This window comes from Streptomyces sp. NPDC047917 (assembly GCF_043204345.1).
Lineage (GTDB): Bacteria > Actinomycetota > Actinomycetes > Streptomycetales > Streptomycetaceae > Streptomyces > Streptomyces sanglieri.
In genome coordinates this window covers 255103-269803 of the sequence record NZ_JBIDCA010000001.1, presented here as the reverse complement: position 1 = coordinate 269803, position 14701 = coordinate 255103, and the positions used below count along the sequence as shown (strand labels likewise).

Genomic DNA, 14701 nt, shown 5'->3' with positions numbered 1-14701 from the left:
CGATCATCGCAAGAAGGGACGGGCCCACTGTTCAGCAGGCGGGACGGGGCGCTAGCGTGGAGGAACCTTTGCACACGCGGGAGCTCGGAGCACCGGGCTGAGAGGGCGCTGATCTCCGTACGTCCGTACGGGACAGGCTGCGCCGACCGCCGAACCTGTTACCGGGTAATGCCGGCGTAGGGAGTAGGTCTCATGACCACATCGGACGCACGCACGCCTGCCTCGAACCAGAGCGACGAGGCCGGGAAGTCCACCGGCTGGCACAAGGGGTACGTCCGGGGCTCGCGCCCGGACCTCCAGGTGCCGGTCCGTCAGGTGCACCTCACCAACGGCAAGGACGTGACGCTGTACGACACGTCGGGTCCGTACACCGATCCCACCGTCGAGACCGATGTCCGTCGCGGGCTCGCACCGCTGCGGGAGAACTGGATCATCGCCCGCGGCGACACCGAGGAGTACCCGGGCCGCCCCGCCCGCCCCGAGGACGACGGGCTCAAGCACACCTCGCCGCGTGGCGGGCTGCGCAACCTCGACGCGGTCTTCCCCGGCCGACCGCGGCTGCCGCGCCGCAGCCGGGACGGACAGCCGGTGACCCAGCTCGCGTACGCCCGCCGGGGCGAGATCACCCCGGAGATGGAGTACGTGGCCATCCGGGAGAACGTCGAGCCCGAGGTGGTGCGCGAGGAGATCGCGGCCGGCCGGGCCGTGCTGCCCGCCAACGTCAACCACCCGGAGATTGAGCCGATGATCATCGGCAAGCGGTTCCTGGTGAAGGTCAATGCCAACATCGGCAACTCCGCGGTGACGTCCTCCATCGAGGAGGAGGTGGAAAAAATGACGTGGGCGACGCGTTGGGGCGCCGACACCGTCATGGATCTGTCCACCGGCCGCAACATTCACACCACCCGTGAGTGGGTTCTGCGCAATTCCCCGGTGCCGATCGGCACCGTCCCGCTCTACCAGGCACTGGAGAAGGTCGACGGCCGGGCGGAGGAGCTGACCTGGGAGATCTACAAGGACACGGTCATCGAGCAGGCCGAGCAGGGCGTCGACTACATGACCGTCCACGCCGGCGTGCGCCTGCCGTACGTACCGATGACCGCCCGCCGCAAGACCGGAATCGTCTCGCGCGGCGGCTCGATCATGGCGGCTTGGTGCCTCGCGCACCACAAGGAGTCGTTCCTGTACGAGCACTTCGAGGAGCTCTGCGAGATCCTCGCGACCTACGACGTGACGTACTCACTGGGCGACGGGCTGCGTCCCGGCTCGATCGCCGACGCCAATGACGCGGCGCAGTTCGCCGAACTGCGCACGCTCGGCGAGCTGAACTCGGTCGCCAAGCGGTTCGGTGTGCAGACCATGATCGAGGGTCCGGGCCACGTCCCGATGCACAAGATCAAGGAGAACATCGACCTCCAGCAGGAGATCTGCGAGGAGGCGCCGTTCTACACGCTCGGCCCGCTGACCACCGATGTCGCGCCGGCGTACGACCACATCACCTCCGGCATCGGCGCGGCGATGATCGCGTGGTGGGGTACGGCGATGCTCTGCTACGTCACGCCGAAGGAGCACCTGGGCCTGCCCAACCGGGACGATGTGAAGACCGGCGTCATCACCTACAAGATCGCGGCGCACGCGGCGGACCTCGCCAAGGGGCACCCCGGGGCACAGGACTGGGACGACGCGCTCTCCGACGCCCGGTTCGAGTTCCGCTGGGAGGACCAGTTCAACCTGGCCCTCGACCCGGACACCGCACGGGAGTTCCACGACGAGACGCTGCCGGCCGAGCCGGCGAAGACGGCGCACTTCTGTTCCATGTGCGGTCCGAAGTTCTGTTCGATGAAGATCAGCAGGAGCATCACAGAGCAGTTCGGCGGCGACGCCGGCTCGACGCCCGAAGAGATCGAGGCCGGGATGCTGGAGAAGTCGAAGGAGTTCGCGGCAGCAGGCAACCGTGTGTACCTGCCGCTCGCGGAGACGGGCGGCAGGACGGCCGACTGACCCGGCCGCCTCAGCGGAGGGGGGCCCGCCAGGCCACCAGTCCCGGCCGGCCCGCCTCCGCGAAACCCACCGCGAACGGCTTGTCGCCGTCGTCCGTCACCAGGTGGATGCTGCACTCCGTCACGCTGTCGCCCGGCGGTATCGTCCGGGCGACCCAGTCGGACGGACAGCCGGGGATCTTCGTGTCGAGGACGAAGGGGGTCTTACCCCGTATCTGTCGACCGCCCTCGGTGAGCAGGCGGACGCGGTCGGCCTGGTTGGTGTAGAGGTCTTTCGGACCGGTGTTGGTGTAGGTGACCGACACGTAGTACGGGACGCCGTGCCGCTCGCTCTCGTTGAGGTCGAGGTCCAGGCCCGCGAGGTCGCCCGCGCTGCCCCGGCGTACGGAGACCAGCGTGGCGGGCAGTTCGAGGACGCCGTCCTCGCGGGCGTCCCACCGGACGCGGACGATGTCGCCCGGCTCCGCCAGCCCGGCGGACGCCGCCTTGAGGCCGCCCTCGACGGGCCAGATGGCGACCGCTCCGCCCTCGTCGAGGTAGCCGTCGGCGTGGTGCGTCAGCGACAGCACGCCGACGCCCTCGGGCAGCGCGTAGGTCACGCAGGTGTTGTACGAGTCGTCGGGCGCCAGCGAGTTCGGCGCGGCGTCGGCGCAGGGCAGGTCGACCCCGCCCGGCCTGCCGCCGCTGACGTGGACCTTTTCCCCGCTTGCCCAGTCGGTGCCGTTCAGTGTGAAGTCGCTGTCGACCATGTAGGCAGCGGGGATCCTCTCCCGACCGGTGTTGGTGACCTCGAAGGTGAGGTAGTGGGGGACCGTGCCCTTCAGCTCCTTGTCCACGCGCGCCCCCCGCATGTCCTCCTCCGAGCCCCGGACCAGGCTCTTGACCGTGAGCCTGACCTCGTACGACCGGTGGTCGGTGTCCGTGTGGACGACGTCCCGTGCACCTGTCCGCACCGGCAGGTCCGTCCAGGACGCAGGCCTCTTCTCGGCTCGCTCCACGGCCCCGCCCGCACCTTGTTCCCCTGTGCACCCGGCGAGGAGGGGTATCGCCGCCGCGCCCATGGCGGCCTTCTTGACGTAGCTGGACAGGCGCATGGACCTTCCTTGCCGCACGATGATCCGGATCCGCCGGAGGACTGACGCATAGTAGGACGTCACACCGGAGAGGGAGGCGCCGGGCCAGTGCTGTCCGCCCTTCTGCTCGATGAAGATCTCCCAGGGCATCCGGCGCGAGCACGGCGGTCCGCAGTCGGAGATCGAGGCGGGTACGGCGGAGAAGTCCAAGGAGTTCGCGGCGACCGGATCCGGCTGCCGGCCGCGGACCGGTCCGGACACGTCGCCGCCCCGGAGGCTCGCGCTTCCGGGGCGGCGACCGGGCACCGGTCGGGTCAGTCCGGTTCGTGCTCGGGACCGCCGAAGTCGGGGCTGGTGAAGTCCGGTGAGGTGAACGTCGGCCGGGGGCCTGCCGACGGGCCGTTGTCCGGGCTGGAGAAGTCCGGCGGGCTGTAGCCGATCTTCGGGATGCGGTTCGCGGAGCGGACCGGGGTGCGCGAGGCGGGAGCGGCGTCGGGATCGGCGAGCGCGTCCCGCAGGAACGGCAGGATGCCGCGTTCCAGCAGGGCGTGACGCCAAGCCTCCCTGGCCCGCGCCACGTCCTCCGGGAGCTCCTCCTCGTCGTCCTCGACGGGCTGGGCCGCCGATCCGTTGCGCAGTGCCGTGATGAGCAGCCCGACGGCGGCGACCAGGATCGCGGCGGCCGTGACCGCGGCGAAGAACCAGCCCGCCGAGACCATGGTGGAGGCGAAGGACGGCGCCGGGTCGAGCAGCCTCAGCAGATAGCCGGCCAGCAGGAATATGAACGCCGCGGTACCGGCGAGCACCGGTGCCAGGACCGTGACGACGGCTCCTATGCCGGCGCCCGACTGATGCGAACGGCCCGTTCCCGGGCCGGGGCTCGCCTCCTCGTCCGTCCCGTCGGCGGGGCCGCGGAGTTCCTCGCGGGCCTCCACGTAGTGCTTGTACTCGGTGGCGGCCGTCGCGGTGATCAGCTCGGTGGCGTCCAGTGCCATGGTGCGAAGCTGCACGGCATTGAGCCGTTCGCCGACCGCGGCCAGATCCGGCCGTTCATGGGCATGACGCAGTGCGTCGTCGAGGATCCGCTCGTACTCGGGTCGGTCCTCGGCCAGCAGGTGCGGAGCGCTGTTCATGTGCATCCCCCGATGCTCCGTCGGGCCTGAGTGCCCGCTGAACGCGAGCAGTTGGGCGGAAACGGAGGAGAGCCTGCTACTGATACGCCGATGGTAGAGCGCCCACGGCACGGGGTGACAGGGGGTTTCCGTAAATAGGCCCAGCGGTCGGCGTGGTCAGGTCGTGGGACCGTCTTCCCGGAAGTGCGTCAGTCATGCAGAGGCAGTTGGACGACCAGTAGCTTTCCGGCCATGGTCACTCCGCCGTCCATGGCGATGGCGAGCCCGTCCGCGTACACGTGCGGACCCTCGACCACGGGGCCGGAACCGTCCTCGCCGTCCTCCGAGCCGACCTCGCCCAGGAGGTACGGAATGGGGCTGTGACCATGGACGATGCGCTGTCCGCCGTAGGCCGCCATCAGTTCCCGGACGGCCTGCGGACCCGACTCGTCGCGGAAGGCGAACCGCTTGGTGAGCTTCCGGAAGAGGTCCCAGCACTCATCGGCGTCGTTGCGCGTGAGAATGGCGTGCACGGTGTCGTTGACGTCCTCGATCGTGCTGCCGTATTCGAGGTACGCCGTCGTGTCGGAGTGCATCAGCAGATGCCCGTCCTCCTCGACGACCGCGTCGAGCCGGGACATCCACTGGAGGTGGACGTCCTGGAGGCGCTCCATGTCGTTCTTCTGGCCGCCGTTGAGCAGCCAGGCCGCCTGGAAGGTGGCGGTGCCCGCACCGGAGTTGACCGGGGTGTCGTTGAAGCGCTTGGCGCCGAGGAGCAGCAGCTCGTGATTGCCCATCAGGGCCTTGCAGTAGCCGCCGGCGGCCGCTGCCTCGGCGGACAGGCGCATCACGAGGTCGATGACTCCGATGCCGTCCGGGCCCCGGTCGGTGAAGTCGCCGAGGAACCAGAGCCGGGCGTTGCCCGCCGACCACTTGCCCTCGGCGTCGATGAGGCCCTGCTCGGCGAGGGCGGCGTGGAGCTCGTCCAGATAGCCGTGGACGTCACCGACGACATACAGCGGCCCACGGCCCTGCTCCGGGGCGGGGAGCGGGTCGGGGACCGTCGGGACCTCCACGGTGTCACCGCGGTTGATCACCGGAAGATCGCGCGCGGTGGGCGTGTACCCGTCCGGCGGCACGTCGCCGGGGACGGCGTTGCCCGGGTGCGCCGAAGGCGGCGGCACCGGGCTCTGGGCATAGGGCGGTACGCGGAAGTCGCGCAACGTCGCCGTCCGCACCACGGGTTCCTGACCGGCCCCCTGTGTCATCGACCCCTCCACCACCGTCGCGCCGCCGTACACCTGACGGGCCCTGCTGGTCGGGGCGGTCCGCGGTGTCGTGCGCCCATCATAGGAATGCGGATCGTGCTCTGTGACGCACCAGGGGTGGTGAATCCGGACGCACGTCGGGTTCACCGGCCGTTTGGTCCGAAATCTACTGATCAATCCCCTGCCGGAGAGCGGGGCGCGCTGACCGTCGTGCGGGGTGGACGGCGTTGCGAGGAGGTCCGCACGATGAGTTCGGTCGGTATGACCTGCTCCACCGGTCCGTCGTGGTCCACGCCCTCGATGGCGTCGATCAGGAGCTGGACGACCGCGGTGCCGATCCTGCGCGGCTTGAGCGAGAGGGTGGTGATGGGGGGCTCGGTCGTCGCGTACACGGTGGACTCGCTGCAACAGACCAGCAGCAGGTCCTCGGGGACGCGCAGGCCGTACCGACGGGCCGCCGCCAGCAGATCGGTCCCGTTGGGATCGAAGAGCCCGTAGACGGCGTCGGGGCGGTCGGGGCGGGCGAGCAGCCGGTCGGCGGCGACCGCGCCCGCGCAGGGGTCGTGGGCTGGGTAGGACTCGTACACCGGGTCCTGGCCCACGCGCTCGCACCAGTGGAGGTACGCGGTGGTGGAGAGGCGGGTGTACGTGTCGGTGGTGGTGCCGGTGAGCAGGCCGATGCGGCGTGCCCCGGCGGCGGCGAGATGGTCGAGCAGGTCGAGCACGGCGGCCCGGTGGTCGTTGTCGACCCAGGCGGTGACCGGGAGCGTTCCGGCCGGGCGTCCGTCCGAGACGACGGGCAGCCCCTGGCGCACCAGCTCCGTGACGACCGGGTCCTGGTCGGACGGGTCGATCACGACGGTGCCGTCGAGGGCGACGTTCGACCAGACGTCGTGGCGCGAGGTGGCGGGCAGGATGACGAGGGCGTAACCGCGGGCGAGCGCGGCGGAGGTGGCGGCTCTGGCCATTTCCGCGAAGTACGCGAATTCGGTGAAGGTGAAGGGTTCGTCCCCGTAGGTCGTCACGGTCAGGCCGATCAGGCCGGACTTGCCGGTACGGAGGGTTCGGGCCGCGGCGGAAGGGCGGTAGCCCAGGCGCTCTGCGACCTCGCGGACATGGCGGCGGGTGGCGTCCGGGAGCCTGCCCTTGCCGTTGAGCGCGTCGGAGACGGTCGTGATGGAGACCCCTGCGGCGGCGGCCACGTCCCGGATTCCCGCTCGTCCTTGCCGGCCGCCGCGCCGGGGTGTGTCCGTCCGGCTCACCTGGTGCTTCCCTGCTGCTGTCATGGCGAGCCGATAGTAGGGCTCGGAGGGGTGGTTGGCCTGGTCGCATATTCACTCGTTGACAGGCACGTTTTTGCATGATCATCAAAGGCCAAATGCCTTGCAAACCAAGGGTGTTGGAGGGCTTGACCGTAGTGTGTCATGCATCGAACCCGATGGGCCTACTAAATGGTCGATGTCTCGAAGAGGTCTCATCTCACCTCTTCGAGGGACGCGCGCCACGGAGTGAGCCACCGGCGCGCGCCGGACCGAAGGGCGCTCCCCCCATTCCTGGTCGCACCGGACGATTGGGCGCTCCGGCCATTCGCAGCGGCGCTCAATCCTCATAAGGTGAGCAGTATTGATGTGTACAGACGATCGAGGAGGACCTGCGGTGAGCGAGACGAGCCCCAAGCTGCGTGCCGAGCTGGACGGCGTCCCCGCCTATGTACCGGGCAAGCCGGCTGCCGCCGGTGGACCGGTCGCGTTCAAGCTGTCCTCCAACGAGAATCCGTATCCGCCGCTGCCCGGGGTGATGGAGACCGCCCTGGCGGCGGCCGCGAACTTCAACCGCTACCCGGACATGGCCTGCACCGGTCTGATGAACGAGCTGGCCGACCGTTTCGGTGTGCCCCTCTCGCACCTCGCCACCGGAACCGGCTCGGTCGGTGTGGCACAGCAGCTGCTCCAGGCGACGTCGGGACCGGGCGACGAGGTCATCTACGCCTGGCGCTCCTTCGAGGCGTACCCGATCATCACGCAGGTCAGCGGCGCGACCTCGGTGAAGGTGCCGCTGACCGGCGGTGAGGTGCACGACCTCGACGCGATGGCGGACGCGATCACGGACCGCACCCGGATGATCTTCGTCTGCAACCCGAACAACCCGACCGGCACCGTGGTGCGCCGGGCCGAGCTGGAGCGGTTCCTGGACCGGGTGCCGGGCGATGTGCTGGTGGTGCTCGACGAGGCGTACCGGGAGTTCATCCGCGACGCCGAGGTGCCGGACGGCATCGAGATCTACCGGGACCGGCCCAATGTGGCGGTGCTGCGGACCTTCTCCAAGGCGTACGGTCTGGCGGGTCTGCGGGTCGGTTTCGCGGTGGCCCACGAGCCGGTGGCGGCCGCGCTGCGCAAGACGGCGGTGCCGTTCGGGGTCAGTCAGCTCGCCCAGGACGCGGCGGTCGCCTCACTGCGTGCCGAGGACGAACTCCTGGGGCGGGTGGGTTCCTTGGTGTCCGAGCGCGAGCGGGTGCAGCGGGCGCTGGCCGGCCAGGGGTGGACCGTGCCGGAGTCCCAGGCGAACTTCGTCTGGATCCGGCTCGGGGACCGTACCGGCGACTTCGCCGCGGCCTGTGAGCGGGCCGGAGTGGTGGTCAGGCCGTTCGCGGGCGAGGGCGTGCGGGTTTCGATCGGGGAGGACGAGGCGAACGACCTGTTCCTGAAGGTGGCCGAGTCGTACCGCAGGGAGCTGTAGAGCGACCGCGCAGACCGCCTGCGTGACGAAGGGCCCGGGCCCCGCACCTCGTTCGTCGAGGCGCGGGGCCTTTTGCCGGTCCGGGCCCTCCCGCTCCTGGGACCGGGGCGTCTGGTTCGGGTGGATTGATCGGAACGTCCCGAGAGGGGTACCCCGCCCGAACGTCCCGAAAGTCTGTGCGCCATAATGCTTGTGAATGTGAACGCGTTCACAAGCGTGTCCTATTTCCTCCCATGATTAGTCGGATTTAAAGGGCAAACTGCCGCTGTGACTACGGCGACGTAAGGAGAAGACGACGTGGAGCTAGCTCTGGCGCCGGAAACCCTGGCGCGATGGCAGTTCGGTATCACCACCGTCTATCACTTCCTGTTCGTCCCCCTGACGATCTCGCTCGCCGCGCTCACCGCCGGCCTGCAGACCGCCTGGGTCCGGACGAACAACGAGAAGTACCTCAGGGCGACGAAGTTCTGGGGCAAACTCTTCCTGATCAACATCGCCATGGGCGTCGTCACCGGCATCGTCCAGGAGTTCCAGTTCGGCATGAACTGGTCCGACTACTCGCGGTTCGTCGGCGACATCTTCGGCGCTCCACTCGCGTTCGAAGCACTGATCGCGTTCTTCTTCGAGTCCACGTTCATCGGGCTGTGGATCTTCGGCTGGGACAAGCTGCCGAAGAAGATCCACCTCGCCTGCATCTGGATGGTCTCCATCGGGACGATCCTGTCCGCCTACTTCATCCTGGCGGCCAACTCCTGGATGCAGCATCCGGTCGGCTACCGGATCAACAAGGAGCGCGGCCGGGCCGAGCTCACCGACTTCTGGCACGTGCTCACCCAGAACACCGCGCTCGCCCAGTTCTTCCACACCATCACTGCGGCCTTCCTGGTCGGCGGCGCGTTCATGGTCGGCATCGCCGCCTTCCACCTGGCGCGCAAGAAGCACATCCCGGTGATGCGGACCTCGCTGCGGCTCGGACTGATCACCGTGGTGATCGCCGGACTTCTCACCGCCATCAGCGGCGACCAGCTCGGCAAGGTCATGTTCAAGCAGCAGCCGATGAAGATGGCCGCCGCCGAGGCGCTCTGGGAGGGGCAGGACTCGGCACCCTTCTCGATCTTCGCGGTCGGCGACGTGGCCAAGGGCCACAACACCGTGGAGATCTCCATCCCGGGGATACTGTCCTTCCTCGCGGACGACAGTTTCACCTCGTACGTCCCCGGCATCAACGACATCAACAAGGCCGAACAGGAGAAGTTCGGTCCGGGTGACTACCGCCCCAACATCCCGGTCGCGTTCTGGAGCTTCCGCTGGATGATCGGATTCGGGATGGCGTCCTTCGCCCTCGGCATCCTCGGACTGTGGCTGACCCGGAAGAAGTTCATGCTGCCGCCGGGGCTGCGGACCGGTGAGGACGAAGTGCCGCACCTGGTCCTCTTCAAGAACAAGGCACTCAGCCCGAAGCTCGCCAGGTGCTACTGGATCGTCGCGCTCTGGACCCTGCTCTTCCCGCTGATCGCCAACTCCTGGGGCTGGATCTTCACCGAGATGGGCCGCCAGCCCTGGGTCGTCTACGGAGTCCTCCAGACCCGCGACGCGGTCTCCCCCGGCGTCTCGCAGGGCGAGGTGCTCACCTCGATGATCGGCTTCACCCTGCTCTACGCCGTGCTCGCGGTCGTCGAGGTCAAGCTGCTCGTGAAGTACATCAAGGCAGGTCCGCCGGAGCTGACCGAGGCCGACCTCAACCCGCCCACCAGGATCGGCGGCGACCATGACGACGCCGACCGGCCGATGGCCTTCTCCTACTGAGAGCAGAGGAGCTGAGAGATGGAACTCCACGACGTCTGGTTCGTGCTCATCGCCGTCCTCTGGACCGGCTACTTCTTCCTGGAGGGATTCGACTTCGGGATCGGCGTCCTCACCAAGCTGCTGGCCCGCGACCGCAAGGAACGACGGGTCCTGATCAACACGATCGGGCCCGTCTGGGACGGCAACGAGGTGTGGCTGCTCTCCGCGGGCGGTGCGACCTTCGCCGCCTTCCCCGAGTGGTACGCCACCCTGTTCTCCGGCTTCTACCTGCCACTGCTGATCATCCTGGTCTGCCTGATCGTGCGCGGGGTCGCCTTCGAGTACCGGGCCAAGCGGTCCGGTGAGAAGTGGCAGACCAACTGGGAACACGCCATCTTCTGGACCTCGTTGATCCCGGCCGTGCTCTGGGGCGTGGCCTTCGGGAACATCGTGCGCGGCGTGAAGATCGACGCCGACATGGAGTACGTGGGCAACTTCTGGGACCTGCTCAACCCGTACGCCATTCTCGGCGGACTGGTCACGCTCTTCCTCTTCACCTTCCACGGCGCCGTGTTCGCGGGGCTCAAGACGGTCGGGGACATCCGGGAGCGGGCGGGCAGGCTGGCGCTGAAGCTGGGGATCGTCACCGCGGTGCTCGCGCTCGGCTTCCTGATCTGGACCCAGCTCGACAACGGTGACGGCTGGAGCCTGCTGGCGATGATCGTCGCCGCGGTGGCGCTGGTCGCCGCGGTCGCCCTGATCGCGGTGGGACGCGAGGGATGGTCGTTCGCGTTCTCCGGTGTGACCGTCGCGGCCGTGGTCGCGATGCTGTTCCTGACGCTCTTCCCGAACGTCATGCCGTCCTCGCTGGACGACGCCTGGAGCCTCACGGTCACCAACGCCTCGTCCACCCCGTACACGCTGAAGATCATGACCTGGTGCGCCGGGATCGCCACCCCCGTCGTCCTGCTGTACCAGGGCTGGACGTACTGGGTGTTCCGCAAGCGCATCGGTACGCAGCACATCGCCGAAGCGCACTGAACGCAGCTGGGGCCCGACCGGCGGATCACGGCCGGGGTCGCGAAGCCGACCCCGGTCCGCCGGGCGGACCCCGGTCCGACGACCGAGATCGCTAGGGGCTGTTTCACGTGAAACCGATCGACCCGCGTCTGCTCCGCCACGCCCGCGCCACCCGCCTCTTCCTGGCAGCCGTGGTGGTGCTCGGAGTTGTCGGGGCGGCGCTGGTCATCGCCCAGGCCATGCTCATCGCCGAAGTGGTGGTGGGCGGGTTCGAGGACGGGCTTACGGTTTCCGGGCTGCGGACCCCGCTGATCCTGCTCGCCGCGGTCGCGCTCGGCCGGGGCCTGGTCGCCTGGCTGACCGAACTGGCCGCGTACCGGGCCAGCGCGGCGGTCAAGTCCGAACTCCGCGGCCGGCTGCTGGAGCGGGCCGCATCGCTCGGGCCCGGCTGGCTGAGCGGTCAGCGCACCGGCTCCCTGGTGGCGCTCGCCACCCGGGGCGTCGACGCGCTCGACGACTACTTCGCACGCTATCTGCCGCAGCTCGGACTCGCGGTGGTCGTGCCGGTGGCGGTCCTGGCCAGGATCGTCACCGAGGACTGGGTCTCGGCGGCGATCATCGTGGTCACGCTGCCGCTCATCCCGCTCTTCATGATCCTTATCGGCTGGGCCACCCAGTCGCGGATGGACCGCCAGTGGCGGCTGCTGTCCCGGCTCTCCGGACACTTCCTCGACGTGGTCGCCGGGCTGCCGACGCTGAAGGTCTTCGGTCGTGCCAAGGCGCAGGCCGAGTCCATCCGTACGATCACCTCGCAGTACCGCCGGGCCACGCTGCGCACCCTGCGGATCGCGTTCCTGTCGTCCTTCGCCCTGGAACTGCTGGCGACGCTGTCGGTGGCCCTGGTGGCCGTCACCATCGGCATGCGGCTGGTGCACGGCGAACTCGACCTCTACACCGGCCTGGTGGTGCTGATCCTGGCGCCCGAGGCCTATCTGCCGATCCGCCAGGTCGGTGCGCAGTACCACGCGGCCGCCGAGGGACTCTCCGCCGCCGAGGAGATCTTCGCGGTCCTGGAGACCGAGCCACGGCAGGCCGGCACGGCGGACGTACCCGCTTCGCTCCGGCTGGAGCTGGAAGGGGTGACCGTACGGCACCGGGGCCGTACCGAACCTTCGCTGAGCGAGGCCTCATTGGTGGTGGACGAGGGGGAGACCGTGGCCCTGGTCGGCCCCAGCGGCGTCGGGAAGTCCACCCTGCTGGATGTCGTCCTCGGCTTCACGGCGCCCGACGAGGGGCGGGTACGGATCGGCGGCGCCGATCTGGCGACGCTCGCCCCCGAGCAGTGGCGGGAGCGGATCGCCTGGGTACCGCAGCGCCCGTACCTCTTCGCGGGCACCATCGCGGAGAACGTACGTCTCGCCCGGCCGGACGCCGACGACCGCGCCGTGACGGCCGCACTGCGGGACGCCGGGGCGCACGATTTCGTGGCCGAACTGCCGGACGGAGCACGGACACTCATCGGCGAGGACGGCGCGGGCCTCTCCGCCGGACAGCGTCAGCGGCTCGCCCTGGCGCGGGCCTTCCTCGCCGACCGCCCACTGCTGCTGCTCGACGAACCGACCGCGAGCCTGGACGGCGAGACGGAGGAAGCGATCGTCGAGGCGGTACGGCGGCTGGCCGTGGGCCGGACCGTGCTGCTGGTCGTGCACCGCCCGGCGCTGCTCTCGGTGGCCGACCGGGTCGTGACCCTGCACCCGGACGCGACCGCGCGGCCGGCCGGGGCCGAGCCGTCCGCAGCCGTACCGCGGCCGACGGGCGCACCCTCCGCCCCCACCGGAGCGACGCCGGAACCCGAAGTGCTGCGGGAGACCGCGGCCCGCTCCGGACGAGTCCTGGCGCGGGTCAGGGAGGCCGCCGGGGCACAGCGCGGCCGGCTGGCGCTCGCACTGCTGCTGGGCAGCCTCGCGCTCGGCTCGGCCGTCGGGCTGATGGCCGTCTCCGGCTGGCTGATCTCCCGCGCCTCCGAACAGCCCCCGGTGCTCTATCTGATGGTCGCGGTGACCGCGACCCGCGCCTTCGGGCTTGGGCGGGCCGTCTTCCGCTACGCCGAGCGCCTGGTGTCGCACGACGCGGTGCTCAAGATGCTCGCCGAACTGCGCGTCGCGGTCTACCAGGGGCTGGAGCGCGTCGCGCCCGCCGGACTCCGCCGCACCCGGCGCGGGGACCTGCTGTCCCGGCTCGTCGCCGATGTCGACGCCCTGCAGGACTACTGGCTGCGCTGGCTGCTGCCCGCCGCGACCGCCGTGGTCGTCGGCACGGCGGCCGCCGGGTTCGTCGGCTGGCTGCTGCCGGCGGCCGGCGCGGTGCTGGCCGCCGGGCTGCTGCTGGCCGGGGTGGGAGTGCCGCTGGTCAGCAACGCCTGCTCCCGCCACACGGAACGCCGGCTGGCCCCCGCACGCGCCGATCTGGCCACCCGGATCACGGACCTGCTCGGCGGGACCGCGGAACTCACCGTCGCGGGTGCCCTGCCCGCCCGTGCGGAACGCACCCGGGAAGCCGACGGTGTGCTGACCCGGATCGCCGCCCGCGCGGCGACCGCCACCGCGCTCGGCGGCGGCCTCATCGCCCTGGTCGCCGGTCTCACCGTCGTCGCCACCGCACTCGTCGCCCTCCCCGCCGTGCACGACGGCCGGCTCGCGGGCGTGGAACTCGCGGTGGTGGTGCTCACCCCGCTGGCCGCCTTCGAGGCCGTGACGGGGCTGCCGCTCGCGGTGCAGTACCGCCGCAGGGTCGAGCAGAGCGCGGAGCGCGTCTTCGAGGTGCTGGACGCGCCGCTGCCCGTGCACGAGCCCGAGAGCCCGGCCGAGGCGCCCGAGTCGCCCTTCCCGCTGGAGGTACGGGGACTGTCCGCGCGGTACGCCGGAGCGGCGCGGGACGCCCTCGACGGCATCGACCTGACGCTGACGGCCGGCCGGCGGATCGCCGTCGTCGGGCCCTCCGGCTCCGGCAAGACCACCCTCGCCCAGGTCCTGGTCCGCTTCCTGGACGCACGGGCCGGGACGTACCGGATCGGCGGTGTCGAGGCCGATGCCCTGGAGGGCGACACGGTCCGGCGGTTCGTCGGGCTGTGCGCCCAGGACGCCCATGTCTTCGACAGTTCCATCCGGGAGAACCTGCGGCCTGCCCGGACCGGCGCGACGGACGGGGAACTGCGCGACGCGCTCGGCCGGGCACGGCTGCTCGACTGGGTCGACGCCCTGCCGGACGGGCTCGACACCCTCGTCGGCGAACACGGCGCACGCCTCTCCGGTGGCCAGCGCCAACGCCTCGCCCTGGCCAGGGCGATCCTCGCCGACTTCCCCGTACTCGTCCTGGACGAACCCGCCGAACATCTCGACCTGGCGACCGCGGACGCCCTGACCGCGGACCTGCTGGCCGCCACCGAGGGACGCACGACCGTCCTGATCACCCATCGCCTGCAAGGGCTCGAAGCCGTCGACGAGGTGCTGGTGCTCGACGGGGGCCGGGTCGTGCAGCGTGGCCCGTACGCCGATCTCGCCACCGGAGAAGGCCCCCTGCGCCGGATGCTGGAACGCGAACGCGAGACCACGACGCGGGTACCCGAGCGGGCGGCCGGAGAGGCTGTCGGCGTGCCCGCGTGATCCGGGCGGACCCGACAGCCGACTTTCCTCCCCAATCGGTACTAA

The 14701-nt window shown here is 69.9% G+C and carries 9 protein-coding genes and 1 riboswitch; of the genes, 5 read left to right on the top strand and 4 right to left on the bottom strand.

The annotated features are described in order from the left end of the window. The first annotated feature begins 66 nt into the window (after positions 1–66). A riboswitch (TPP riboswitch) is annotated at positions 67–200 on the top strand. Next, entirely contained in the window at positions 193–2001 is a 1809-nt protein-coding gene (gene thiC, locus ACGF8B_RS01130) for a phosphomethylpyrimidine synthase ThiC (protein WP_392733629.1), read from the top strand. It overlaps the preceding riboswitch by 8 nt. 10 nt (positions 2002–2011) lie before the next feature. Here the strand turns inward: thiC and ACGF8B_RS01125 are convergent, their stop codons facing one another. From ACGF8B_RS01125 to ACGF8B_RS01110, 4 genes are all read right to left on the bottom strand, one after another. Continuing rightward, on the bottom strand, positions 2012–3334 hold the full coding sequence (locus ACGF8B_RS01125; protein ID WP_392733627.1) for a hypothetical protein: 1323 nt from the start codon (positions 3332–3334) through the stop codon (positions 2012–2014). A 53-nt stretch (positions 3335–3387) separates the two neighbouring features. After that, on the bottom strand, positions 3388–4212 hold the full coding sequence (locus ACGF8B_RS01120) for a hypothetical protein (protein ID WP_392733625.1): 825 nt from the start codon (positions 4210–4212) through the stop codon (positions 3388–3390). Between the two features lie 182 nt (positions 4213–4394). Beyond that, positions 4395–5468, bottom strand: a complete 1074-nt coding sequence (locus tag ACGF8B_RS01115; protein WP_392734438.1) for a metallophosphoesterase — start codon at positions 5466–5468, stop codon at positions 4395–4397. 158 nt (positions 5469–5626) lie between these two features. Beyond that, a complete protein-coding gene (locus ACGF8B_RS01110) occupies positions 5627–6739 on the bottom strand; it encodes a LacI family DNA-binding transcriptional regulator (protein ID WP_124719917.1) in 1113 nt (370 codons plus the stop codon). 370 nt (positions 6740–7109) lie between these two features. Between ACGF8B_RS01110 and hisC the strand changes: the two genes are divergently transcribed. From hisC to cydD, 4 genes are all read left to right on the top strand, one after another. After that, positions 7110–8189 (top strand): histidinol-phosphate transaminase, encoded by a 1080-nt coding sequence (gene hisC / locus ACGF8B_RS01105; RefSeq protein WP_392733622.1) that lies wholly within the window; start codon positions 7110–7112, stop codon positions 8187–8189. A 297-nt stretch (positions 8190–8486) separates the two neighbouring features. Next, a complete protein-coding gene (locus tag ACGF8B_RS01100; RefSeq protein WP_342283266.1) occupies positions 8487–9995 on the top strand; it encodes a cytochrome ubiquinol oxidase subunit I in 1509 nt (502 codons plus the stop codon). A gap of 18 nt (positions 9996–10013) precedes the next feature. Next, the gene (cydB, locus tag ACGF8B_RS01095; protein ID WP_317860230.1) at positions 10014–11015 is read left to right on the top strand and encodes a cytochrome d ubiquinol oxidase subunit II; all 1002 of its coding nucleotides are present in this window, start codon (positions 10014–10016) and stop codon (positions 11013–11015) included. A gap of 107 nt (positions 11016–11122) precedes the next feature. Continuing rightward, entirely contained in the window at positions 11123–14656 is a 3534-nt protein-coding gene (cydD, locus tag ACGF8B_RS01090; RefSeq protein WP_392733619.1) for a thiol reductant ABC exporter subunit CydD, read from the top strand. Positions 14657–14701 lie beyond the last annotated feature (45 nt).

Coding starts and splice junctions, on each gene's coding strand:
- cydB (WP_317860230.1), top strand. CDS start 10,014: ATGGAACTCCACGACGTCTGGTTCGTGCTCATCGCCGTCCTCTGGACC.
- thiC (WP_392733629.1), top strand. CDS start 193: ATGACCACATCGGACGCACGCACGCCTGCCTCGAACCAGAGCGACGAG.
- ACGF8B_RS01120 (WP_392733625.1), bottom strand. CDS start 4,212: ATGCACATGAACAGCGCTCCGCACCTGCTGGCCGAGGACCGACCCGAG.
- ACGF8B_RS01110 (WP_124719917.1), bottom strand. CDS start 6,739: ATGACAGCAGCAGGGAAGCACCAGGTGAGCCGGACGGACACACCCCGG.